Annotated in this window: 25 protein-coding genes; 12 read left to right on the top strand and 13 right to left on the bottom strand. The window is 52.7% G+C overall.

The genetic code is table 11. The annotated features are described in order from the left end of the window. Positions 1-101 precede the first annotated feature (101 nt). From H7F20_RS03360 to H7F20_RS03305, 12 genes are all read left to right on the top strand, one after another. A complete protein-coding gene (locus H7F20_RS03360; RefSeq protein ID WP_015753167.1) occupies positions 102-431 on the top strand; it encodes an iron-sulfur cluster assembly accessory protein in 330 nt (109 codons plus the stop codon). A gap of 53 nt (positions 432-484) precedes the next feature. Further along, positions 485-1,930 (top strand): Fe-S cluster assembly protein SufB, encoded by a 1,446-nt coding sequence (gene sufB, locus H7F20_RS03355; protein ID WP_185784716.1) that lies wholly within the window; start codon positions 485-487, stop codon positions 1,928-1,930. 20 nt (positions 1,931-1,950) lie between these two features. Then, positions 1,951-2,829 carry an N-acyl homoserine lactonase family protein gene (locus H7F20_RS03350; RefSeq protein ID WP_255443967.1) on the top strand — a complete coding sequence of 293 codons (879 nt, stop codon included), beginning with the start codon at positions 1,951-1,953 and terminating at the stop codon, positions 2,827-2,829. Between the two features lie 5 nt (positions 2,830-2,834). Further along, positions 2,835-3,587, top strand: coding sequence for a Fe-S cluster assembly ATPase SufC (sufC, locus tag H7F20_RS03345; RefSeq protein ID WP_185784715.1), 753 nt, complete (start codon positions 2,835-2,837; stop codon positions 3,585-3,587). A 35-nt stretch (positions 3,588-3,622) separates the two neighbouring features. Then, the gene (sufD, locus tag H7F20_RS03340) at positions 3,623-4,939 is read left to right on the top strand and encodes a Fe-S cluster assembly protein SufD (protein WP_185784714.1); all 1,317 of its coding nucleotides are present in this window, start codon (positions 3,623-3,625) and stop codon (positions 4,937-4,939) included. Positions 4,940-5,060: 121 nt separating this feature from the next. After that, on the top strand, positions 5,061-6,287 hold the full coding sequence (locus H7F20_RS03335) for an aminotransferase class V-fold PLP-dependent enzyme (RefSeq protein ID WP_185784713.1): 1,227 nt from the start codon (positions 5,061-5,063) through the stop codon (positions 6,285-6,287). Between the two features lie 137 nt (positions 6,288-6,424). Further along, positions 6,425-7,384 carry a zinc metalloprotease gene (locus H7F20_RS03330; RefSeq protein WP_185784712.1) on the top strand — a complete coding sequence of 320 codons (960 nt, stop codon included), beginning with the start codon at positions 6,425-6,427 and terminating at the stop codon, positions 7,382-7,384. A gap of 71 nt (positions 7,385-7,455) precedes the next feature. Beyond that, the gene (locus H7F20_RS03325; protein WP_185784711.1) at positions 7,456-7,887 is read left to right on the top strand and encodes a hypothetical protein; all 432 of its coding nucleotides are present in this window, start codon (positions 7,456-7,458) and stop codon (positions 7,885-7,887) included. 28 nt (positions 7,888-7,915) lie between these two features. Next, positions 7,916-8,350, top strand: a complete 435-nt coding sequence (locus H7F20_RS03320) for a SufE family protein (RefSeq protein WP_185784710.1) — start codon at positions 7,916-7,918, stop codon at positions 8,348-8,350. An 18-nt stretch (positions 8,351-8,368) separates the two neighbouring features. After that, positions 8,369-8,698 (top strand): DUF59 domain-containing protein, encoded by a 330-nt coding sequence (locus H7F20_RS03315; protein ID WP_185784709.1) that lies wholly within the window; start codon positions 8,369-8,371, stop codon positions 8,696-8,698. 64 nt (positions 8,699-8,762) lie between these two features. Then, positions 8,763-9,269, top strand: coding sequence for a DUF2480 family protein (locus tag H7F20_RS03310; RefSeq protein WP_185784708.1), 507 nt, complete (start codon positions 8,763-8,765; stop codon positions 9,267-9,269). Positions 9,270-9,335: 66 nt separating this feature from the next. Further along, positions 9,336-10,262: a DUF3078 domain-containing protein gene (locus H7F20_RS03305; protein ID WP_185784707.1), complete on the top strand. Its 927-nt coding sequence runs from the start codon at positions 9,336-9,338 to the stop codon at positions 10,260-10,262. A 319-nt stretch (positions 10,263-10,581) separates the two neighbouring features. On the opposite strand, the gene hflX is transcribed toward H7F20_RS03305, so the two are convergent. From hflX to H7F20_RS03240, 13 genes are all read right to left on the bottom strand, one after another. Then, positions 10,582-11,796, bottom strand: a complete 1,215-nt coding sequence (gene hflX / locus H7F20_RS03300) for a GTPase HflX (protein WP_185784706.1) — start codon at positions 11,794-11,796, stop codon at positions 10,582-10,584. A gap of 137 nt (positions 11,797-11,933) precedes the next feature. Further along, on the bottom strand, positions 11,934-13,370 hold the full coding sequence (locus H7F20_RS03295) for a S41 family peptidase (RefSeq protein WP_185784705.1): 1,437 nt from the start codon (positions 13,368-13,370) through the stop codon (positions 11,934-11,936). Positions 13,371-13,407: 37 nt separating this feature from the next. Further along, the gene (locus H7F20_RS03290) at positions 13,408-14,535 is read right to left on the bottom strand and encodes a helix-turn-helix domain-containing protein (protein ID WP_185784704.1); all 1,128 of its coding nucleotides are present in this window, start codon (positions 14,533-14,535) and stop codon (positions 13,408-13,410) included. A 48-nt stretch (positions 14,536-14,583) separates the two neighbouring features. Further along, the gene (locus H7F20_RS03285; protein WP_185784703.1) at positions 14,584-15,810 is read right to left on the bottom strand and encodes a hypothetical protein; all 1,227 of its coding nucleotides are present in this window, start codon (positions 15,808-15,810) and stop codon (positions 14,584-14,586) included. A gap of 50 nt (positions 15,811-15,860) precedes the next feature. Next, positions 15,861-16,892 (bottom strand): DUF4932 domain-containing protein, encoded by a 1,032-nt coding sequence (locus tag H7F20_RS03280; protein WP_185784702.1) that lies wholly within the window; start codon positions 16,890-16,892, stop codon positions 15,861-15,863. Between the two features lie 92 nt (positions 16,893-16,984). Beyond that, positions 16,985-18,043, bottom strand: a complete 1,059-nt coding sequence (locus tag H7F20_RS03275) for an AraC family transcriptional regulator (RefSeq protein ID WP_185784701.1) — start codon at positions 18,041-18,043, stop codon at positions 16,985-16,987. A 278-nt stretch (positions 18,044-18,321) separates the two neighbouring features. Beyond that, complete coding sequence (locus H7F20_RS03270) at positions 18,322-18,840, bottom strand: hypothetical protein (RefSeq protein ID WP_185784700.1); 519 nt, start codon at positions 18,838-18,840, stop codon at positions 18,322-18,324. A gap of 150 nt (positions 18,841-18,990) precedes the next feature. Next, positions 18,991-19,704: a 3'-5' exonuclease gene (locus H7F20_RS03265; RefSeq protein ID WP_185784699.1), complete on the bottom strand. Its 714-nt coding sequence runs from the start codon at positions 19,702-19,704 to the stop codon at positions 18,991-18,993. Positions 19,705-19,956: 252 nt separating this feature from the next. Continuing rightward, positions 19,957-20,427: a methylated-DNA--[protein]-cysteine S-methyltransferase gene (locus tag H7F20_RS03260; protein ID WP_185784698.1), complete on the bottom strand. Its 471-nt coding sequence runs from the start codon at positions 20,425-20,427 to the stop codon at positions 19,957-19,959. 35 nt (positions 20,428-20,462) lie between these two features. After that, entirely contained in the window at positions 20,463-21,563 is a 1,101-nt protein-coding gene (locus tag H7F20_RS03255) for a CNNM domain-containing protein (RefSeq protein ID WP_185784697.1), read from the bottom strand. Positions 21,564-21,612: 49 nt separating this feature from the next. Beyond that, positions 21,613-22,992, bottom strand: a complete 1,380-nt coding sequence (locus tag H7F20_RS03250; RefSeq protein ID WP_185784696.1) for a serine hydrolase — start codon at positions 22,990-22,992, stop codon at positions 21,613-21,615. Between the two features lie 67 nt (positions 22,993-23,059). After that, complete coding sequence (gene hemB / locus H7F20_RS03245; RefSeq protein ID WP_185784695.1) at positions 23,060-24,049, bottom strand: porphobilinogen synthase; 990 nt, start codon at positions 24,047-24,049, stop codon at positions 23,060-23,062. A 12-nt stretch (positions 24,050-24,061) separates the two neighbouring features. Continuing rightward, complete coding sequence (locus H7F20_RS03240; protein WP_185784694.1) at positions 24,062-24,859, bottom strand: PhzF family phenazine biosynthesis protein; 798 nt, start codon at positions 24,857-24,859, stop codon at positions 24,062-24,064. Positions 24,860-24,892: the final 33 nt, after the last annotated feature.

The raw sequence follows: 24,892 nt of genomic DNA, 5'->3' as shown, positions 1-24,892 counted from the left end.
AAACCCCAATCTCCCCATACGTTATAATAATGTTAGCAATGATGGGAAACCCGCCTGTTTTGGCTATATTTGTGCACTATTTAGAATAAATCCAATTTAGAATGATCAAAGTATCGGAAACTGCGCGCCAGAAGGTCGTCTCCCTCATGCAGGAAGAAGGCTTCAACGCCGGCACGGACTATGTCCGGGTGGGGGTCAAGAGCGGCGGTTGCAGCGGTTTATCCTACGAGCTCCGGTTCGACCGCGAGGCCGATGAGGCCGACAAGGTCTTCGAGGACAATTCCGTTCGAATCATCGTGGATAAAAAGAGCTTTTTATACCTGGTCGGGACCACCCTGGAATATTCCGGCGGGTTGAATGGCAAGGGCTTCGTGTTCAACAACCCGAATGCCCAGCGCACCTGCGGTTGCGGAGAAAGCTTTTCGCTTTAAAACCGTCCGGCCTGCCGGTATCGGCAGTCTGGCAAAAGAAATAAGCACAATTCATGGCATACACCGAAGAGGAACTTAAGAAAGAACTGGAAACCAAGGAATACGAATACGGTTTCTATACGGATATCGAGTCGGACACCCTCCCCATTGGGCTGAGCGAGGAGGTTGTCATTGCGATTTCCAAAAAGAAGGAAGAGCCGGACTGGATGACGCATTGGCGGCTGGAAGCCTATCGCCACTGGAAGAAAATGGTGGAGCCCGAATGGGCAAATATCCACTACAAGAAGCCCGATTTCCAGGCGATTTCCTATTACTCGGCCCCCAATAAAAAACCCAAGTACGACAGCCTGGACGAGGTGGACCCCCAACTGCGGGAAACCTTCCAGAAGCTGGGCATCCCCATCGAGGAGCAAAAGAAACTGGCCGGCGTGGCCGTGGACTATGTGATGGATTCCGTTTCCGTGGCAACTACCTTCAAGAAGACGCTGGCGGAAAAGGGCATTATTTTCTGCTCCATCTCCGAGGCGATCAAGGAACACCCGGAACTCGTTAAAAAATACCTCGGCACCGTGGTGCCCCGCAAGGACAATTTCTATGCGGCACTGAACTCGGCGGTTTTCTCCGACGGGTCGTTCTGCTACATCCCGAAGGGTGTGCGCTGCCCCATGGAGCTCTCCACCTACTTCCGGATCAACCAGGCCGGTACCGGCCAGTTTGAGCGGACCCTGGTGGTGGCGGACAAAGGCAGCTATGTGAGCTACCTGGAAGGGTGTACTGCACCGTCCCGGGACGAAAACCAACTCCATGCCGCCGTGGTGGAACTCATTGCCCTGGACGATGCCGAAATTAAGTATTCAACCGTCCAGAACTGGTTCCCCGGCGACAAGGAAGGCAAAGGCGGGGTGTACAACTTCGTCACCAAACGGGGCCTGTGCGAAACAAATGCCAAGATCTCCTGGACCCAGGTGGAAACCGGTTCGGCCATCACCTGGAAGTATCCATCCTGCGTGTTGAAAGGGGACAATTCCATCGGCGAGTTCTACTCCATCGCCGTTACGAACAACCACCAGCAGGCAGATACGGGAACCAAGATGATCCACCTGGGCAACAATACCCGGAGCACGATCATCTCCAAGGGGATTTCTGCCGGCCATTCCCAAAACAGTTACCGCGGGCTCGTGCAGGTGGGGCGCCGGGCAAAGAATGCCCGGAACTTCTCCCAGTGCGACTCCCTGCTAATGGGCAACGAATGCGGGGCACATACTTTCCCGTATATCGAGGTGAACAACAGCACCGCCCAGATAGAACACGAGGCGACCACCAGCAAGATCGGCGAAGACCAGATCTTCTATTGCAACCAGCGCGGCATCGAAACCGAGAAGGCCATAGCGCTTATCGTAAACGGTTTCAGCAAGGAAGTCCTGAACAAACTCCCGATGGAATTTGCGGTAGAAGCCCAGAAATTATTGGAAATCAGCCTGGAAGGATCTGTAGGATAATGAAATTTTCTCAAACAACCATGTATAGTAGCATCCGTATGCTTATGGGGGTTGGCGCCCTGTTACTGGTCCTGGCGGCCTGTAAGGAAGACAAGGAAAAATCAGCCGAAGCTGCTGAAGCCTTGGCCCCGGATGTCCGGTTATACGCCCTGGACGGCGGGACCGTACAGGTCAACAACCTGGAACTTTTTTCCCAGGACACCACCTACCGGGGGGAAAGTGCCGAATTTGCCGATGCTTATTACGTAGTAGTGCACCCAAAGGGTACCCTGATGTGGGATGCGGGCCTTTCCGAAGGCCTGGTTGCCATGGCGGAACCCTTTACCTCCCCGGACGGCGCCTTTACGGTATCCCGCCCGGATTCCCTGGCCACACAGCTGCAGGCCATCGGCATGACCCCTGCAGACATTGATTACCTGTCCCTGTCCCATACCCACTTTGATCACAGCGGGCACGCAGAGTCCCTCCCCAATGCCACCTGGCTTGTGCAGGAGGCCGAATACGATTTTGTGATGAGCCCGGAGGTGCAGGAGCAGCAGCCAGATATGTACAACGCGGTCAACGACATTGAAAACCTGCAGAAAATCTCCGGGGATTACGATGTATTCGGAGATGGCACCGTGGTGATCAAGCTTTTGCCAGGCCATACCCCGGGGCACAGCGCCCTCTACCTGGAATTGCCTGAGGCTGGGCCCGTACTCCTGACCGGCGACATGTACCACTTTGAGCGGAACCGCGAACACCGGCGCGTACCAATTTTCAACTGGGACGCATCGAAAACCCTGGAGAGCATGGAGGCCTTTGAGGCTTTTGCAGATTCCACCGGCGCAGCGGTCTACATACAGCACAGCAAAAAAGATTTTGCCAGGCTTCCCCTGGCACCCAAGTATTTAAACTGACGATTATGCTCAAGATAAAGAACCTGTACGCAGGAATAGACAACAAAAAGATCCTCAAGGGGATCAACCTGGAAGTAAACCCGGGAGAGGTCCATGCCATCATGGGCCCGAACGGTTCGGGAAAAAGCACCCTCGCATCCGTGATTGCCGGGAAGGAAGAATTCGACGTGACCCGGGGTAAAATCCTCTTCGAAGGGGAGGATATCGACGAGTTGTCGCCGGAGGAGCGCGCCCACAAGGGTATTTTCCTTTCCTTCCAGTATCCCGTGGAAATTCCCGGGGTATCGGTGACCAACTTTATGAAGACGGCCATCAACGAAACGCGCAAGGCCCAGGGACTGCAGGAAATGCCCGCCAACCAGATGCTTAAGCTGATCCGCGAAAAAGCAGAACTGCTGGAAATCGACCGGAAATTCCTGTCGCGTTCCCTTAATGAAGGATTTTCCGGAGGGGAGAAAAAACGGAACGAAATTTTCCAGATGGCCATGCTGCAGCCCAAACTCGGGATCCTTGACGAAACCGATTCCGGCCTGGACATCGATGCGCTGCGCATCGTGGCCAACGGGGTGAACCGGCTCCGCAGCGAAGAAAATGCCTTTGTGGTGATCACCCACTACCAGCGGCTGCTGGACTACATCATCCCGGATTTCGTGCACGTGATGCACGACGGGAAAATCGTCAAGTCCGGCGATAAGGAACTCGCCCTGGAACTGGAGGAGAAAGGCTACGACTGGATCAAGCAGGAAGCCGTACTGTAAGTAAAAGCGAATTCAAAAGCGTCTGAACGAAGATTATGGAATTGAAAGAGAAGTTACTCGCCTCCTTTATGGCCTTTGAAAACCAGGTGGATATGGACAGCCCTGTCCACGACATCCGTTCCGAGGCCATCAGGAATTTCGAGGAAAAGGGATTCCCCCACCGGAAGATGGAGGCCTGGAAATACACTTCCCTGGCCCCGTTGCAGAAAGTGGATTTCAGCCTGTTCCCCAAGGAGGACAGCACGCTGGATTACCGGGAAGTCAAGCAATACTTCCTGCACGAGATCGACACCTACAAAATCGTGTTTATCGACGGCATTTACAGTTCCTACCTCTCGGAGACCACCCATGACGGGGTGGACATCTGCCTGATGAGCTCCGCACTCACCAAACCGATGTACCGGCCCATCATTGACGTATATTTCAACAAAATCGCCTCCCGGGAAGAGTCCCTGACCACCCTGAACACCGCATTCACCCGCGAAGGGGCCTACATTTACATCCCAAAGAACAAGGCACCCCGCAAACCAGTGGAAATCCTCCATCTGTCTACCGGCAACGAGGCGTCGCTCATGCTGCAGCCCCGGAACCTGATCATCGCGGAAGAGAATGCCGAGTTACAGGTAATCGAGCGCCACCAGAGCCTGACCACCAACGAGGTACTCACCAATTCGGTGACCGAGATCTTTGCCGGGAAGGACGCCATTATCGATTACTACAAGGTGCAGACGGACCATTCCACCGCATCCCTGATCGACAATACGTACATCGACCAGAAGACAAACAGCCAGGTAAGCGTGCACACCTTCTCCTTCGGGGGCAAGCTCACCCGGAACAACCTGAATTTCTTCCAGGACGGCAACCACATGAATTCCATCCTGAAAGGGGTGACCATCTTGGGCGACAAGCAGCATGTGGACCACCACACCCTGGTCCACCACCAGCAACCCAACTGCGAGAGCCACCAGGACTACAAGGGCATCTTCGGCGACCAGTCCACCGGGGTCTTCAACGGGAAGATCATCGTGGACAAGATCGCCCAGAAAACCAACGCCTTCCAGCAGAACAACAACCTGCTTATCAGCGACCGGGCGTCGGTGAACACGAAGCCCCAGCTGGAGATCTTCGCGGACGACGTGAAGTGCTCCCATGGCTGTACCATTGGCCAGCTGGACCAGGAGGCATTGTTTTACCTGCGTTCCCGCGGGATCGGCAAAAAAGAGGCTTCGGCCCTGCTGATGTACGCCTTTGCCAACAATGTGCTGGAAAGCGTGCGTATCCCGGAACTCAAGGGCCGCATCAACCGCCTGATCGCTGAGAAACTCGGGGTGCACCTCGGGTTTGACCTGTGATTTTATCACAGGCTGATACCGGAATCCTGCAGGTTTCGCGCCCATCGGAATCTTTGCCGGTCCTCTAATTTTACGGGGATGTTAACCCCACAAGTGCCGTGCCTTGGGTATCTTTGTCACTATGAAAACCGCCACCCTCGATATTGAAAAAATCCGGAAGGATTTTCCCATCCTCAGCCGAAAGGTCAACGGGCAGCCTTTGGTCTACCTGGACAATGCGGCCACCTCCCAGACCCCGAAGCAGGTGATGGATGCCATCGTGGATTATTACTCCCGGTACAATGCAAACATCCACCGGGGTGTCCACACGCTTTCCCAGGAAGCCACGGACGCCTACGAACAGGCGCGCATCAAGATCCAGAAGCATTTCAATGCGGCCAGGGCCCATGAAATCATCATGACCTCCGGGACCACCCACGGCATCAACCTGGTGGCAAGGGGCTTTACGGGGTTTTTGAAGCAGGGGGATGAATTGTGGGTGTCCGCCATGGAGCACCACTCAAACATCGTCCCCTGGCAAATGCTGTGCGAGCGAACCGGGGCCCGCCTACGGGTAATCCCCATGAACCAAAACGGGGAGCTGGAACTCGCATCCTTCCGGGAAGGCCTTTCGGACCGGACGCGACTGGTCTTTGTCAATCACGTGTCCAATGCGCTGGGCACGGTAAACCCCATTGAGGAAATCATTGACCTGGCCCACGGGGCCGGTGCCGCCGTCCTGGTGGACGGCGCCCAGGCAGCCCCCCATATCCGTGCCGACCTGCAGGCGCTGGATGTGGATTTCTATACCGTCTCCGCCCATAAGCTGTGCGGCCCCACCGGGGTGGGTGCCCTCTACGGGAAAGAAGCCTGGCTGGAAAAGTTGCCCCCTTACGAAGGCGGGGGGGAGATGATCGAAGAAGTAACTTTTGAGAAGACCACCTATGCCGGCCTGCCACACAAATTCGAGGCCGGAACGCCCAATATCTGCGGGGGCATCGCCTTCGGGGCGGCCCTGGACTACCTCAACGCCATCGGGATGGAAGCCATCTCCGGATATGAGGCGGAACTCCTGGACTATGCCACCGCGGAACTCCTGAAAATCCCAGGCCTGAAAATCTACGGGCAGGCTGCCCGCAAAACCTCCGTCATTTCCTTCAACCTGGAGGGGATCCACCCCTATGACATCGGCACCATCCTGGACAAACTGGGGATTGCTGTCCGCACCGGGCACCACTGCGCCCAGCCGGTGATGGACTTCTACAAGATCCCGGGAACGGTCCGCGCGAGTTTCAGCTTCTACAATACCCGGGAGGAGGCCGACCGGCTCGTGGCGGCCGTGGAGAAGGCCCGGCAGATGCTTTCCTGAAACTGCCGTCCCAAATGCCGGGGCTATTTCCACTAAGGGAATCAGGTTGCCTTCATCGAAAATTGTTAAAATATTGCTAACACTTTGTGGGAATTTTCTATCTTAAGCGGAATAAAAACCATTAGCCAGTTCCCATTATGAAAAATTTCAAGCTTGTGGCCCTGGCGGCCACCCTGGTGCTCACCGTATCCTGTGAGCGGGAAACATTGACCAACCCCCAGGAAACCGGAAACCAGGAAGCCTTTTCGCTCGCTGCCGACCAGTGCGGGGCCATGGATGTCCTGGCCCAGCAAATTGCTGCGGACCCGAGCCTGATCGATCGGTTAAATACCGTTGAAGCGCACACCAAGGAGGCAATTGCCCAGGGCAAAACCGCCCGCCTGGCAGCAGACGGTTCCATCGAAATCCCCGTGGTATTCCACGTCATTTACCGTACCCAAAGTGAAAACATCCCGCTTTCACAGATCCAGGAACAAATAGCAGCCCTTAACGAGGATTTCAACCTGGACAATCCGGGCAGGACCACCATTCCGGGAGAGTTCCAGTCCGTTGAATCCAACATCGGGATCTCCTTTGTGCTCGAACAGGTAATCCGCACCTACGACCGCAGGCGTTCCTGGAGGCCGGACGACTCCATGAAGTTCGTTTCCCCAACCGTCAACCCTGAACAAAACCTGAATATCTGGGTGGTCAACAACATGCCGTACCGGGGTGGAAATATCCTGGGTTATGCCCAATTTCCCGGAGGGGACCGGGCTACGGATGGTATCGTACTGGACTACCGGTTTACGGGGAACACCCAGTATTCAACCGGCAGGACGGCCACTCACGAAGTGGGCCACTGGCTGAACCTGCGCCACATCTGGGGCGACGGTGGCTGCGGGGCCAGCGATTTTGTTGCGGATACGCCGGATGCCGATGGCCCGAGCCGTGGCTGTCCGACCTATCCTACCGTGAGTTGCGGCACCAACGATATGACCATGAACTTTATGGATTACTCCAACGACCCGTGTTTGAATATGTTTACCAACGGGCAGAAAAGCCGGATGCTTTCTGTCTTTACGGCAGGTGGTTACCGGGAAGCCATGGCGCAGTAACCCATCATAAAATACCTTCAGGAAAAGGCGCCACAGGGCGCCTTTTTTATATTTTTAAAAAACATTACTCTATGAAACTGCCTGGATTACTATTGCTCATGGTCCTGGCATCCAGGGGGTGCGTCCCCGCCGGAGGCCATCAGGATGTTATCCGTATCGTCTACTCGGAGGAAACGCGGGGGTCCCGCTACGAGGTGGTTGCACAACCCGGATCCCTGGAAGTCACCAAGGGGGGCCTGGACCCGGGCACCCAAAAACGGGCCCTGGCGCCAGGGCAATGGGAGTCGCTGTTGCAGGAGGTCGGGGCTATCGGGTCGGTCGACCTGGAGACGCTGCAGACCATTACGTCCGAAAGCGCCGCCGACCGTGCTGCCATGGCCAGGCTTGAGGTAGGGCGGGCCAGCGGGAATTCACAAACAGGCTACTTCGATGCAGGCAACCCGCCGGCTCCAATCCGCCCCCTGGTTTCCAAGCTTCTGGAACTCGCAGATTCTGTTGAATGACCCGTTTCGAATTCGTACTTTTGCAGATATGGAGCAACAGCCAATCCAGGAAATACAAGCCGATATCGTAGACGAGTTTTCCATGTTCGACGACTGGATGCAGCGATACGAATACATGATCGAGCTGGGCAAGTCCCTGCCGGTTATTGAGGCGCGCTACAAAACCGATGAAAACCTGATCAAGGGCTGCCAGAGCAAAGTGTGGGTGCATGCCGACCTGGAGGACGGGCGGGTGCATTTTACGGCCGACAGCGATGCGATCATCACCAAGGGGATCATCGCCATACTGATCCGGGCGTTTTCGGGCCAGAAGCCGTCGGACATCATCGCGGCCAAAACGGATTTTATAGACGAAATCGGCCTGAAGGAACATCTGTCGCCCACCCGGGCCAACGGGTTGGTGAGTATGATCAAACAACTGAAGCTCTATGCCTTGGCCTACGAGACCCAAATGGAGTCCTGAGGCTTAATAATAAAAACTATGGAACAGGAAACTGGAATCGATACACAGGAACTGGGCGAAAAAATCGTCCGGGTGCTCAAAACCATTTACGACCCGGAAATCCCGGTGGACATCTATGAACTGGGGTTGATCTACGACGTATTCGTGAATGAAGAGCGGGAAGTCAAGATCCTGATGACGCTGACTTCCCCGAATTGCCCCGTGGCGGAAAGCCTGCCCGTGGAGGTGGAGGAAAAGGTAAAATCCCTGGACCTGGTCTCTGACGCGGAGGTGGAAATCACCTTTGACCCGCCCTGGACCCAGGAACTGATGAGCGAGGAAGCCAAGCTGGAGCTGGGCCTGCTTTAAGAGGAGTTGCCTGCTGATCCCGACACCATTCGATTCAAGGGTAACTAACATCCCCAACAACACTATGGAAAAGGAAATCGTCAACCGCGTCGCCAACAGCCCCCTGGTCACCCTCGACCTGGAGGCGCTCTACCCGGCCGGCCCCCGACACCAGATAGATATCAGCCAATGGCTGGAAGAAGGCCTGGTCCTGAGGGAAAAGGCATTCCGCGAGGCCCTGGCCAACCACGACTGGTCGGTTTATAAGGACGGTTATGTGGCCCTGTTTTCCACAACCGAGGCCATCGTGCCTGCCTGGGCCTATTTGTTGATAACCTCCTACCTGAACCCCCTGGCACGCCTGGTGGTTGCCGGGTCGCCCGAACTGCTCGAGACCGTAGCCTTCCGGGACAGGCTGCAAGCGCTGGATATAGCACCTTTCGAGGGTAAACCCGTGATTATCAAAGGCTGCAGTAAGAAAGAGGTGCCCCAGTCCGCTTACCTCTGGGCCCTGGAGCGCCTCCAGGGCGTGGCGCGACAGGTACACTTCGGGGAAGCCTGCTCCTCCGTCCCTGTTTTTCGTTCAAAATAGTGTTCATAACCCCTGCATTTATCAACATTTCTTATTTTTGCCGTTTATAATTTAAACACAACCAGCATGAAAAAGAAATTACTTGCGGTGGTTTGCATCCTGACTGCAAGCGCCACCTTCGCCCAGAGCGAATCCGAACTGAAGACTTCCCTGGCGGAGAAAAAGGATTCCATCGCAGCGATCCAGAAGCGGGCCGATGCCATTAAAAGCCAGATCGATGCCCTGCCCGGTTGGAAGATCGGCGCCTTCGGTACCATCGGGGGTTCCATCTCCAATTTCAGCAACTGGTACGCCCAGGGGATCCCGAACAACTCTTCCGGGAACATCGGGTTTACCGTAAATGCCTTTGCCAACCTGCAGGAAGACAAATTCTTCTGGCGCAACTCCGGGAATGTGAACCTCAGCTGGGTGAAGCTGGACGACAAGGACGACCCGGACGACAACGACGGGTTCCGCAATGCGGTAGACGTCTTTAACCTGACCTCCCTCTACGGCTGGAAACTCAGTGAAAATTTCGCGGTTTCCGCCCTGGGCGAATACCGCACCACGCTCCTGGACAATTTCAACAACCCGGGTTACCTGGACCTCGGGGTCGGGGGTACCTGGACGCCCATAACCAACCTGGTGGTAGTGGTTCACCCGCTCAACTACAACATTGTATTCAGCGATGAGGATGACATCTTTGACTCCTCCCTGGGTACAAAGGTGGTGGCCGACTATACCCGGGAAATCGGGGCCATCGCGTTTAAATCGAACCTCTCCGCCTTTATGAGTTACAAAAGTGATGACCTCAACAACTGGACCTGGGTAAACTCCTTCAGCTATACGCTGTGGAAAATGATCGGGGTCGGCTTCGATTTCGGCCTGAGGAGCAACAAGCAGGAGGCCCTGAATTATGCGGTCAACACCCTGGGGGATACGGCTGCCACGTTCGATACGGTAGACAACGACCTGCAGACCTACTGGACCCTGGGCCTGAGTTACAAATTCTGACAGCTGAAATTTAAAGCCGGTTTTCCCGCCTGGGAAGCGGCCCAAAGAAAAAAGCCCCGACTGGTGTCGGGGCTTTTTCGTTGGGGTAGGTTATTACCATCTGGTTATTTAGCATGTATGAGTTCCGGTGCGATTTGGGATAAACACTATCACTTAAACACAGTATAAATATAGGAGGTTCCTGCTAAATCCTGACATTTTATGTTGCCAATTTGCGCCTGGATGTTGTCAGTCGGACAAGGTGTATTAAATCATCGACGAATCAAAAGGCAGGTCCTGCAACAGCGATAGCCGGCCCTGCGGGACCCCGATAGATGGCTTACTGGCTGTAGGCATCCAGGTTCTCCGGGTAGAGGAAGTTGTTGTACGGGAAGCGGGTCACGTGGATGTCCCGCACCCGCTTATAGACACGCTTGCGGAATTCGTCCAGGTTTTCCTTGTTCAGGGCCGAGATAAAGATGGCATCCCCGGACCGCTGCATCCAGGTGGCTTTCCACTGCTCAATGGTATTGTGCCTGTCGGTGCGCGGGGTGACCAGGTCGTCCTCGTCCAGGTGTTCCGCTTCGTAAAGGTCGATCTTGTTGAAGACCATCAGGGTTTCCTTGTCGGCGCAGTCTATTTCCGCCAGGATCTGGTTGACCGACTCGATGTGTTCCTCGAAATTCGGGTGGGAAATGTCCACCACGTGCAGCAGCAGGTCGGCCTCCCGCACCTCGTCCAGGGTGCTTTTAAAACTCTCCACCAGCTGGGTGGGCAACTTGCGGATAAACCCCACCGTATCGCTGAGCAGGAAGGGCAGGTTCCCGAGCACCACCTTGCGCACGGTGGTGTCTAGGGTTGCGAACAGCTTGTTCTCGGCGAACACCTCGCTTTTGCTGATCACGTTCATCAGGGTGGACTTGCCGACATTCGTATAGCCCACCAGGGCAACCCGCACCAGGGAACCCCGGTTGCCCCGCTGGGTCTCCATCTGTTTGTCGATCTTGGCCAGTTTCTTCTTCAGCAGGGAGATCCGGTCCCGGACGATCCGCCGGTCGGTTTCGATCTCCGTTTCACCGGGGCCCCGCATCCCGATACCCCCGCGCTGCCGTTCCAGGTGGGTCCAGAGCCCTGTAAGCCGGGGCAGGAGGTATTCGTACTGGGCGAGCTCCACCTGAGTGCGCGCATAGCTGGTAGTGGCCCGCTGGGCAAATATATCCAGGATCAGGCCGGTCCGGTCGATGATCTTGCAGCGGAGCTGCTTTTCGATATTCCGCTGCTGCACCGGGCTCAGCTCGTCGTCGAAGATGACGGAACCCACTTCCTCCTCCTTCACAAAAGCCTGTACTTCCTCCAGTTTCCCGCTGCCGATAAAGGTCTTGGGATTGGGGACATCCACCCGCTGCACGAACCGGCCGACCACTTCCCCCCCGGCCGTATAGGTCAGGAACTCGAGTTCATCCAGGTATTCGTTTACCTTCTCCTCGGGTTGTTCGCGGGTAATGATCCCGATCAGTACCGCCTTCTCATATTCCGTGTTTGTCCGCTCCAGCATAGAAATTCTTCCTTATGCAAAGCTACACATTCGCCGTGAAGTGCGGTGCGTTGTATGCATCGAAAGTATTTCCGGGAGGCGGATATTTAAGGTTCAAACAGATTGGAATTCCGATGGAGGCGAATATGCGTTCGTGCTCAGAACTTATTTTCTATTTGTTTTAATAACCCGTCCAGAACTTCATCGTTTTCATCCAGGAGATGGTCTTTGATGCGGATGTCCGGGATAACGCCCATTTTATTGTCTGTGCCGGATACACGTTGGATTTTTCCTTTGGATACGTCCACGTTGATTCCTGTTTCAGGCAGTTTATAACTGAAAATGGAGGCGTAAAGGTTAGGGAATTCAGCCGTTTCTTCCCCAACTATCTGTCCAAAACCATAATCCTGTATCTGGGAGGCGGTTACCGCAGCTTGTGAATATGAGTGGCGGTTTACCAGCACATAGACCCTGCCATTATACCTTTTGTCCTGTGGTTGAGGCTCGTGATAGCCAAAATCAAATTCGTAAACCGCACCGCTTTTATGCGCTAATACGGATTTCCAGTAAGCCTCGGTCGTGTCTTTGGTTTGCCGGACATGTTCCTTCAAAATATCATTGGTTTTGAGCTGAAACCTTGAGGCCCATTTAAAGGGCTTATCCGCAATATACGATACCAGATAATCGCTGAAGGCGTCATCGCCACCGGGGTTGTTCCTTAAATCAATGATCAGGTTGTCGGGCATCTTCGCATGGATGTCGGCAAACGCAGAATCTATGAATTGCCTGTATAAGTCTTCCTCGCCCCCAAATTCTCCCGGGCGCAGATATGCTGTGGAATTTGAAGGATATACAAGATCCCGGTCGCGCTTCAGGATATCATCCCGCTTCATTTCAAATTCCTCCATTGCCTTTATGGCTTTGAGCTCCTGGGTTGAATGCCTGCCGTTGTGCACAATTTCAACCTGAAATTCCTGCTGCTCACCAAAAACCTGCCAATAAAACCTGGGAAGCGTAAATCCCTCCAATTGGGCATTTTTGAAATAAAGGCGCTCCGCGGATATCTGCGGATATATTTCCCTGAAAACTTCATCTATTGGCATTCCGTTAATGGCCTTCAACTCGGCTCCAATAGGAATACTGGCATTGGTTGACCAGTTTTTCCTGACCAGCGCCTTCCCGTTTTCAATGGCAACCTCCAGGGGGAAAACCCGTCCGCCCGATTCCGCATAGGCGATATAGGGCTGAACAGGAAACACGATTCGGGTATGCGCATTATTGGCCCTGGAGACGACCCTTTGAAAAAGGTTGATAACCTCCAATAAGGTCAGACTGTCGCTTTTGATTTGTTTTCTGACCTCTGAATAATTCTCCTCAAAGGCTTTTTTGGAGGTATAGGCGTATAGATCAAAATGGGTCGCTTCCAGTGAGGATCTTAAATATTCCAGGTCGGACAGGACCGCTGATCTGGAAAACTGTTGGGCTGAAATTTGCAGGCCAAGCAGGCAGGAAATGAAAACCAGAAAATGTTTAACACGATGGATGTTGAATACCTTGGTGTCGGCCATGGCTTTAAATACTTTTTGGGCAAACATAGGCTGTTATATGCACGAAATCGACCGGATGCGTCCATCAGGACGTTTTTTTCAATTTCCTGAGGTACTCACTTGGCGTCAGTTGGGTATGTTTTTTAAAAGCATGGTTAAATGTGGACTTGGAGTAAAACCCACACTCATATGCATGGCCCAGCAAGGATAGCTTATCCCGGTCAGCCGATTGCAACCGCTTAATGAAGGCTTCAACCCGATACGAATTGATGAGATCATAAAAATTCTGATTGCAATTCTGATTGATTTTTGAAGACAATTGCCTGGGTTTCATATGCAGCGATTCAGCCAATATGGAAAGGTTCAGGTCCGGGTTGAGATAGGGCTTCTCTGTTTCCATCAACTGCCTCAGTTCCGATAGGAATACTTCATCCTTTTCTTCGTTTTCCCCTTTTGGATTTTTAGGAACCGGTCTGAAATGAACTATGTCCCGTTCTTTCTGGACATATCCTTTAAACCCTATCCAGCATGTGATGATGGCAAGGATTACAAAATTTGGCAAAAAGTAGTATTCCCGCAGGCTTTGATCAAAAACAAACCGATCGATTTCTGTCAAAATCCTCCATAAAATGTGATACCCCGCATAAATAACAATGGGGGCTTGCAACCATTTTAAAGAAAGGTTTTCAATTTTTGAGTAGTAGTCCTTGAGCTGCTTTTGATATTTGATCAGTATAGCCAGGGATATGATGCTGTATGTTAAAATTGAAAACACCCCTAACCACTGCTGCGTCAGATACACGTACGAATACGTGGGCAATTCTTCCAGGTACAGGCCATCAGAGCCAATCCTGTAAATGGCCGTCCGATAGAAAACAAACTCCAGGAGCAATGGCAGAAAATGCAGGTAATGGATTCTTTTGAACTCAAAGTTTGGGTTCGTAATGCATTTGGTATAGAAATACAGCGTTGGCCCGATACCATAGATCATTTCCATCTGTATATATCGGAACACATGGAGCAATCCGATATCCTTCAAAACATTGACCACAACGATGTTGATTACCATAAGTGCATAAAAAAACACCAATAGCGCCAAAAAACTGTTGGCCAGCCTTCTTGGTCTCTTAAAGGCAATCAGCCCGCTGAGAATCATGGCCTGCAGACCCAGCACACAGATAATCGTAAATAAAATGGGGTTTGAGGTAACCATTTAAGGCATTCATTAAGCTTCATTTCCTGCCAATGGTGAAAATACGGGTTAATTTACCTCCTTCTTAAATTCGAACGATTGATTTTTATCGGTCACCACGATGGTATATACCCCTTTCGGCAGGGCCAGAATGGCTTTCCCCTGTTCGTTCTGCACTTCTGAAATATCAACCGGAACAGCCTGGTTGATATCCTCCCCTTCCCTGAAGGCCATAACCAGTACAGGGAACATCGATTTAAATTCCTCCAGCTCTATTTCCCCTTTCAGATTGCCTTGATCAAATAACCAACCCGGCCTGTTGTTCACATACTCGGTAGCGGGGTGGAAAATGGTCAAATCGGTATAAGCTTCTCCACTTTTGGCCTGAAAAGGATTCCCCGCTTCATCCAGGAGCACAACGGATTCTTTGGCATCGACGGCCTTGGCGAAGGGATGCCTGAATTTTGGATCTCCTTTATCATCATATAACGTCTGATTAATTGTTAAAGGATCTATGTTCGTGTATTCTTTAAGCTGCTCTGCCATGGCTTTTCCCCACCAGTCGTGTTTTCCCTCATACGCATGATCAAACCCACAATGGATCAAAAACTTTTCACCCGGTTTATTCCTGACTACTTCCTCAATATATCGTGCTTGTTCAATTTCACGTTCCGTATTGTTTACGCCTGACGTTTGTTCGTAGGGGAATACATGATAGCCGATTTCCAGGGCGTCCCTTACGAGGTTACCAAATTGTGGTTCACTTATGTAGAGCCCTGTGGATGGAATTGGGTGTTTTCTTTCAGACAGCAAGGAATCTTTATCGGCTCCGTTAGCCAGGGCTTCGAGCCCTAAATTCTTATATCCCAGATCGAATAAATCTTTAAGCAACGATTTCGTAAAGAACCGATGGAATGAACTGTGATGTGCTTCGTTTATAATGATTATCTGCTCATTCTCAGCCCTTTCCAGAATATAATCACGTGCCGGAACTTTCTGGTACAGGTTATTGATGGAATCAATTTTCGATTGAGAATAATTCAGTTCCCTGCTTTCCATGGCCAAATCCCAATGCCTAAGGGCATTTTTGTAATCCCCTTTTGTCGCATAATCAACCGCACTAATCTGATATCTCCATGCCGTGGTATCATTTTGTACCCATTCTTCAATTTCGGATGACAGTTTATAATTGGTAGTAAAGTCAATTTCCCTAACCGCTCTTTTTTCTTCCGTACAGGAGCCGCATAAAATGACAGTCAAGGACAGGTAAGCAATCCATTTTTTGTTCAGAATCATGGCATTTTAATTTATCGTTATCCGCATTAATTAATAAGCTTTTCCATTGGTTATCCCTGCCATTCACTTTCAAGGTCGCTGAGAGTGGCGCGCACGGCTTCCGGATAGCTGTGCTTTCCTTCCAACCTGTAGGCCCGCAGTTTTTCAACGATAAAGGGGAGGTACAGGAACTTGCGGTTGTCCCGGTAATCTTCAAGGAGCTCCGAACTTCTATCGGTATCGCCCAATTGCTCCATTACGAGGACTTCCCCCGCCCTCACGAAATGTTCGATCATACACGTTTTCCAATTGGAGTAGCCCTGAGGGACCATGTCCTCCCGAACCAGGTTGAACAATTCAGCCGTTTTTTGCAGTTGAACCCCGTACCGGAGGACAACGTGGTTGACAAAGGAATGCCCGAATTCATGAAGTGCCAGTGTTTGAAAGCCCGCATCCCGAAAGATATAATTTTCTCTGATCGGCCCCAGTATGAAGGTTGCTTTGCCACTCCCTTCGCTGCTTACCGCCCATCCCCCTCCAGGCCAAAGGGTCAGGCTGGGTACAATCTCATATCGGTCAAACGTGGATCCGTAATAGGATTCCATGGCTTCCATAAAAGTACCTCCGGGTTTCAATTCCTCCAGTTGCCCTGAAGTTGCCGCCCGGTAAGGCTCCAGGCTTGTCCAGATCGATTCAAATTGAGACTCCAGATAAAAGGAATTTACTTTGTTGACAAGTGTTCGGATGGCCTTTATTTCTTCTGCGCTGCCAAATCCCAGATCCATCGCCCTTTGGATGGGCAACTGATAGCCTGGATCGAGGGGGAATTCGGGCAAATGGTACATCAGGTTTATGATGCTGGAATACTGCATGTCCCCCGCCAGGGAGAAAATTTCAAACAGCGTTTCGTTGTTCCTGTTTTCGGGATACTGATTGATCGCGACGGATACCGGATGATCGGGATCATTGTCCCCAGGGTTGCCCAATTCAATGATATAACCGAAAAACTCAATGTTCTTTACGAAGCGGACTTCGACAGGTTTGGGTTGTGCCTCAGCCATAAAGATGAGCGAAAAGGCGCAAAGGGATACAAGTGTTCTCATGTTTTTTTGGGCAAAGTAAACGGTCTCAGAAAGCTTTTGCGACCGGAAACACGTTTTGGGAGGTATGAAAACATGTTATTGAACCTTTTTCCCTACGATTGGTATTGGTTGAGGTATTCGGAAGGAGATTTTCCCATGTGATCTTTGAATACCTTGTTAAAGGTGGACTTGGAATTGAACCCGGATTCCAATGCCAGTCCCAGCAGGGTTTTAACTTCATTTTCCCCTGAGGCTGCCTTTTCCAGAAATGCATCGATCCGGTATTGGTTGATGAACTCCCTGTAATTTTTCCCGTGGTAGTGATTGATGAGAAAGGAGACATACCTGGCCGGAAGGTCTAATTCCCGCGACAGCTCCTTCAGGGGGAAACTCGGTTTCAGATACGACCTGTTCTTGTTGATGGTCTGTTCAAGCAACACCAAGTTCTGCTGGTCATCATAGTTGGGGAATTCCCGGTTTTTGGCTTCGAGTGCAAGGGGGGTAAAGGTTTGGCTTTCGAGGAAAATGAAGAAAGCGAAACCCATAAATAACAGGATGGCGGTATATTCAATGAGTTCGTAATACCTGAATCCTACAAATTCAAAAATCAGCCATAGCAGGCAGACGATGGTCAGGCACGCCATGAGCATCAGAAGACGCAGTTGGCTGAGGAAGCTGTTTTTATGAAATTTCAACCCGTGCCGTTGCATGAGCTGGAAATATTTGATCCAAAAATATCCGAGTACATAAATCAATCCCAGCAGCGGCAGATATTGCGTAAACCAGGTCCAGGCCGTGTATTCGATCAATGACACGGAGTTAACCGTGGACCATACATCCAGGATATACGCGAGGACGGCGGGCAGGAAGAGCCATAAATGCTTTGGATGAAATTGAAAATTGTCATCCATATGGTATTTTACAAACAGCCATATGCCCGGGGGCAGGAGCAGGTAATTCAGGAACATCCAGTAGGGAAAGACCCCCGGATTATTATTGAATCCGGACAGCGACCCCCAGGAAAAAAAGAGTTCAATGGCCAGGGTCAGAACGACCAGGCCCAGAAAGAAATCCCCCTTGTTCTTATTAAATATCCTGGTGATCAACGCAAAGCCCAGTAACCCTCCCATGAATGAAGCGACTAGAAAAAGGGTCTGATGGAAATCCGTCATCTGATTTTCTCTGGCCTTTAATAATAAACAGAATTCCCGTAAAATTGAGGCCAAACTCCCGTCAATGTATTCTTTGGGGGAGGAAGCCCCCAATTAATGGGCCAGGAGCTTGGGATGTGTAATGCTTGAAGTCGCCGAATTTCCAGAAATATACTATATACTATCGAAGCCAATACTGGCTTGGTTTGTAATAGGCATCTTTACACTTTACCCCTTATATCAAGAATACGCCCAGTGTCCATATTTATATGCTATTTCAATAGTGTTGCCAACCCCGTCTATTCATTCATATATTTTGTTTTGCCACATTGAGCAAAGCTTGTATCCAGTTGGAAATCAATTCTATTTGTTTTGGCAAATTCAGCAATAAGATCGGCAAATTGCTCTTGTTTTTCTTCCGTTACATTCCCATTGAATACACGGAAAGCATAGTATTTCATTTTGCCATTCGGCTCGAAGTAAATTTTTTGAAGTACGTTAACTGTTTTGTCCTCGACCCCCCAGGTGAAGTCGTTATCCGATAAAAATGCTCCAATTCTCTGGTGCAAGTCAGTCCACGATTTTATAACGGCATTGTGATCGGATGAAATTTGAGGGTCCAGTAAATTTGGATGTGATTCATCCAAATTCAGCGATTTATATTCTGAGGACTCCTCTTTGTCCTGAAAGTTAAAAACTCCTACTGCTTCATGATTTTCAACGATCGCCATTGTCGATTCCGCTTTTTCTTTACAACTGGAAATTCCCACTATAATTGAAAAAGCAACTGTCCATTTAAGGATGGTTTTTAAATCCATTTAAACTTTTTAATTGAAATTTATAAGGTTGCAAACTTAGTAAGTCGGCCTAAATATAGCCCTTAATAGAAAAATCTATTCCCTGAAAATCGAAGAAGTAACAAGGGTGCTTTCCAAAAATCGAATCGCAAAATTGCTGATTAGAGATCTCTAAACATGAATTATTTGATCTTCCCGTAATAACTCCTCATTCCGGAGTCTCAAAAATATCTGCGCTACCGTGATCACATCCCGTTCACAATAATGTACGATACGTTCCAGGTCCTTCTCTTTGTAATAGACATCCCTAACCATACTGCCATCGATATCTTCCTTGGGAGATGGAACGCCTAAGACGTGGGCAAGCAGTTTTAGCGAGGTAAAATTTTTGAAATCCCCAAATTTCCACAATTCCATGGTGTCCAGGTGCGGTATTTCCCAGGGCTTTTTCCCAAACAGGTTGAGGCTGGGCGGGAGGGGGATCCCCAGGATGAGCATGCGCCGCGCCAGGTAGGGAAAATCGAATTCCTTGCCGTTATGGGCGCAGAGCATCTTGCCCGGCCCGCTGAAATGTTCCTCCAGCAGGCCTGCAAATTCCCTGAGCAAGGCCTCCTCTTCCCCGCTGAAACTACGGACGCGGAATTCCCGGTCCCTGCCCGAACCGGCAAAAAACCCGACAGAGATGCAGATGATTTTCCCAAATTCCGCCCAGATCCCCGCCCGGTCGTAGAATTCCTCTGCGGTGAATTCCTCCTTCCGCTGGTAGCGGGACTTCAGTTCCCAGAGCTCCCGGGCCTCCGGGGACAGGTCTTCAAAGGACTCCTGTTCCGGTACGGTTTCGATATCCAGGAACAGGATCTTGTGTAAGGGGAGTTTGTGGAGCATCTTCTGTGAATTGCACCAAAAAATACGAAATGCATGCAGGATTCAAGCAGGCCCGGCATCTAAATTGCGATCGCTTTTGGGCGAATGCAGTAAATCGGCCCGAACCGACCGCCTGGTCTGTTTGTGAACCCGGCTATCAATATTTGGTCCCTGGCACTTCCGGGGCAGCAACCCATTTCCCCGGTGAAATACAGAAGAAGTCGAGGGAAGTGGCCGGAATGTAGCGGCAGCCGACTACCCGGTTGGTTCTTTTCAGAAAAGCGATTGCTGCGGGTTGGCGCTCTCGTGGTTCAACAGCCATTTTTTGCGGTGAATGCCCCCAGCATACCCGGTCAGGGACCCGTCCGAGCCAATAACGCGGTGGCAGGGGATTACGATCCAAAGCGGGTTTTTACCATTGGCGGCTGCCACGGCCCGGATGGCGGCCGGATCGCCCAGCTGTTTAGCCAGGTCCATATAGGAAATGGTCTTGCCGTAGGGGATCCCAAGGAGTGCCTGCCATACGGTTTGCTGGAAATCCGTCCCTTCCGGGGCCAGGGGCAGGTCAAAAACAGTGCGTTCCCCGTTGAAATATTCGCGCAGCTGCCCGCAGGCTTCGGCCAGTGCCGGCGGGATGGAATCTTCGCCCTCCGAGTGGTCGGTTACCCTTATGGCCCGTATCCCGTTGCGATCGCCCAGGATGGTTGCCATCCCCAGGGGGGTCTGTAGGGTTGCCTGTTCCATGGTGTTTCCGGGCGCCTTTGAGTTAAGGGGTTGCATTATTCGATGATGCCGCTCCGCTTGGCACGGTCTTCCCACTTTTTGCGGGCCAGCAGCTGCAGGTCTTCCACATTGTCGCTCTCGTCCATGATTTCCAGGCCCAGCAGGGTTTCGATGATGTCTTCCATGGTGACCAGACCGGCCACGGAGCCGTATTCGTCCACCACCAGGGCAATGTGTTCCCGTTTGCGGATCAGTGTGTCGAACAGCTGGGGGATGGGTGTGTCCCGCTTGGTAACCAAAAGGTCCCGCCGGAGGTCCGCAAGCGGCCGGTCACCGTTTTTGTTGATCATCGCTTCCAGTACGCTGTCCTTGAGCACGAAGCCGCTGATGGTATCCACCCGCTCGGCATAAACCGGGATCCGAGAAAAGCGCAGGTTCGGGTGTTTCCCGAAAAACTCCGCCACCGTCTGGTCCTCGGGCGCAATCAGCATGACCGCCCTGGGGGTCATCACGTCCTTGACGAGGATTTCGTCGAACTGCAGCAGGTTTTTGATCACTTTGGATTCCGATTCCTCAAAAACGCCCTCTTCCTGGGCCACATCGGCCATGGTCGAAAAGTCTTCCCGGGTCAGAATGCTCTGGTGCTGCCCTTTCCCGATCAGGCGGGTGAACAACTGAAGCGTCCAAAGCAGGCCAGTAACCCGGAGGACCCATACCATGCCGTTGAGGATGCGGCTGGAGATATTGGCGAGTTGTTTCCAGTAGGTCGCGCCAATCGTTTTCGGGATGATTTCGGAGGCCACCAGGATCAGGATGGTCATCAGGGTGGAAACCACCCCCACCATCAGGTCTTCTGTAAACGGGTAGCCGAATATCTCAAAGGTTTCCTGCCCGTACCGCTCCACATAGGCCACCTTGGCCTGAACGCCCACCATGATGGCCCCCACGGTATGCGCCACGGTGTTGAGGGTGAGGATGGCAATCAGGGGCTTGTCAACATCCTTTTTGAGCCGTTCCAGGGTCAGGGCAAAATGCTTGCCCTCCCTTTTTTTGACATTGACGAAGGTCGGGGTCACCGACAGTAAAACCGCTTCGAGGACGGAACAGAGGAAGGAGAAGAATATGGATATTAAGGCGTAAAAAAGGAGTAAACCCATGGATGCACTATCTAAAGCCTAAGATACAAAAATTGTCTGCCGGGCTCAGCTAATGGGCTGAAATTAGTGCGGAATAAAAGGCTTGCTGCAAGCGGGTGCGCAGGCCGAGTTCGTAGAGCTGACGGTGGTCCCGGCTGGGGTAGACGCGGTTGGAGAGAAAAATAAATACCAACTGGTATTCCGGATCGGCCCAGATAAACGTGCCCGTAAACCCGCTGTGGCCGAAACTCCTCTCGCTGGCCTGAGGGGCCGGATAGGCCTCTTCAAGGGACAGGTCCGGGTTGTCCGGCAGGGGTTTGTCAAAGCCCAGGCCCCGCCGGTTGTCATTTTCGGGGTACTGCACCCGTGCAAATTCCCGGACCGTGGCCGAATCGAGCACACGAACCCCCTGGTAGGTCCCGTAGTTTGCATAGCATTGCATGAGCACAGCCAGGTCCTGTGCCGTGCCAAAGAGGCCGGCATTTCCGGAGATCCCGCCCATCAGGGCCGCATTTTCGTCGTGTACCCACCCCCGGGTCAGGTCGTTGCGGAAGAGGGTATCCAACTCGGTGGGCACGGCCTCCATGCCCGGCAGGCGGCGGGCGGGTAAAAAGGCCAGGTGGTCCAGCCCGAGTGGGTCGTATATGTTTTCCCGCAAATACGTATCAAAGGGCTTTCCGGTGAGTTCCCGAACCACTTCCGGGAACAACAGGAACGTCAGGCCGGAATAGCGGTAGGTCTTCTCCTTCGAGACTTCCGAGCGATTGATCTTCCGGTACATCTTGCGGATAAACCGGTCTTTGACGTACCGTCCGGCGTAGGCCTCCCTGCCAAAGCGGGGGGAGGGGTGCTCCCGGACAAACCGGCGCTTAAGGCCTTTGCGGGAACGAACGTCGGAGAGAAATACGATATAGGGTTCCAGACCGGCCTGGTGGGCAAGGATTTCCCTCAGGGTCAGGTCGCGCTTGTCCCTCCGGCGGCGCCAGGGGTGCCAGTAGTCGCTGAATGGCGCGTCCAGGTCCAGTTTCCCTTCGCCGGTGAGGCGCATAAGGGCCGGCAGCGCTGCAGCAATCTTGGTGACTGAAGCCAGGTCGTACAGGTCTGTGGCTCGGGTCGGGTACAGGCTGTCGTATGTGTGGAAGCCATAAGTTTTATGGAAGACCTGTTTGCCCCGGTAAGCCACATGCAGCTGGCCTCCAGGGAAGGCCTCAGACCGGATGCCGAGCTCCATGAGCGAGTCCACCTGTTGGTAGAGGGCCACCGAATCCACCCCGAATTCCTCCAGGGAACCCACGGGCAAATCGCGTGCCGGTGCCCTGGTTGCCGGAGCCTTGGTTGCGGGGGTAACGGATACCAGGGCCTGGCGCTCCGGGTCGGAAGCCCCTGACTGCCCATGAATTTGTTCACAGAATAATATACCAATTAGTATATATAGTAGAAGGTCCCTCATTTTCTTATTGTTATGCCTCCAATCGGGTCGAATACCCGATCCGGATTCCAAGCCGGGCAGCAGTGTCTTACCCCAGCAGCTTCACGGCATCCCGGGCAAAATAACTGGCAATCAGGTCGGCCCCGGATCGCTTGATGGCGAGGAGTTGTTCCATCATCACCGCATCGTGATCCAGCCATCCGCGCTCGGCGGCTGCTTTCACCATGGCGTATTCGCCGGAAACCTGGTAAACGGCTACCGGGAGTTCCACCGCGTTGCGGATTTCCCGGACAACGTCCAGGTAGCACAAACCCGGTTTGACCATGACGATATCCGCGCCTTCCTCTACATCCATCAGGGTTTCCCGTATGGCCTCCCGGCGGTTGGCAGGGTCCATCTGGTAGGTCTTTTTATCTGCCGGGATCCCGGCTTCCGCCACAGGCGCCGAATCCAGGGCGTCCCGGAACGGGCCGTAAAAGGCGCTGGCGTATTTGGCACTGTAGCTCATGATCCCGGTATTGGTATAGCCCGATTGGTCCAGGGCTTCCCGGATACCGCGCACCCGCCCATCCATCATGTCGCTGGGCGCGACCAGGTCGGCACCGGCGGCAGCATGGGAAACGCCCATGGCCGAGAGCACCTCAACGGTAGCGTCATTCAGGATCCGCCCGTCCTGTACGATGCCGTCATGCCCGAACTCCGAATAGGGGTCCAGGGCCACGTCTGTCAAAACCACCATGTCCGGACAGGCATCCTTCACCGCGCGGATGGCCCGTTGCATCAGTCCTTCCGGGTTCAGGGCCTCCGTGCCCCGATTGTCCTTCAGATTGTCAGGCACTTTGACAAAGAGCAGCACTGCCTTTAGGTCCATGGCCCAGAGTTCCCGGACTTCATTTTTCAGGTGGTCCAGGCTCAGGCGGAAATAGCCCGGCATGGAGGGGATGCCTTCCCGGATCCCCTTGCCTTCGGTGACGAAAAGGGGGACGAGGAAATCTTCAGGGGAAAGGGAAGTCTCCCGGACCATGGCCCGGAGGGCCGCTGAGGATCTTAGGCGACGGTTGCGTCTGTTCGGGAACATATCGGGATGGGATTAATGTCGGGGTAAATAAATGTGGCCTTTCAGGTAGGTTTGCGCCTGCCCGCAGATGGCCACGCGATCGTCCTGGGATTCGCACCGCAGCTCCCCGCCCCGACGGGAAAGCTGCCGGGCCGTGAGGGTATTTTTTTTCAGACGACCGGACCAGTAGGGGACCAGTACCGTATGGGCGGACCCGGTTACAGGATCTTCGTCCACCCCGGACTGGGGCGCAAAGAAACGGGACACGAAATCCACCTCCCGGCCGGGGGCCGTTACAATGACCCCCCTCGCAGGAATTTGCCCCAAAAGGCCAAAATCGGGGCGCAGATTTTCAATGGTGTGCTGGTCCGGATAAACCAGCATGTAATCGGTGGTCCCTTTCATGCACTCCAGGGGCTCCTGCCCGATCGCCTCGGTCATCCCCACAGGTAACTTTGCCGGCCGGGGCGGATCCGACGGGAAATCCAGGACCAGCCAGTCCCCGTCGCGGGTAACGGTCAGCTTGCCCCGCTCCCGGCTGAAAAAACGGAGCAAATCCCCAAAGGGTGGCAGTTCGCAAAACAGCACATGTGCCGTGGCCAGGGTGGCATGCCCGCACAGGGCCACCTCAGTGACCGGTGTAAACCACCGGATCTCGTACCCGTCGTTGGCCGGTACGGCAAAGGCGGTTTCCGAAAGGTTGTTTTCGGCAGCGACCGACTGCATCAGGTCATCGGGCAACCAACTGTCGAGGATACATACGGCTGCGGGGTTCCCGCGGAACAACTCGCCGGCAAAAGCGTCTACCTGGAAGATTTCCTGTTTTTTCATGGGTCTCTATTCTAAACCAAATTTACGATTTAT

It is taken from the genome of Robiginitalea sp. SC105 (assembly GCF_014243345.1).
Lineage (GTDB): Bacteria > Bacteroidota > Bacteroidia > Flavobacteriales > Flavobacteriaceae > Robiginitalea.
Note: the sequence above shows the minus strand (reverse complement) of the source record. Positions and strands in the feature narration are given on the sequence as shown.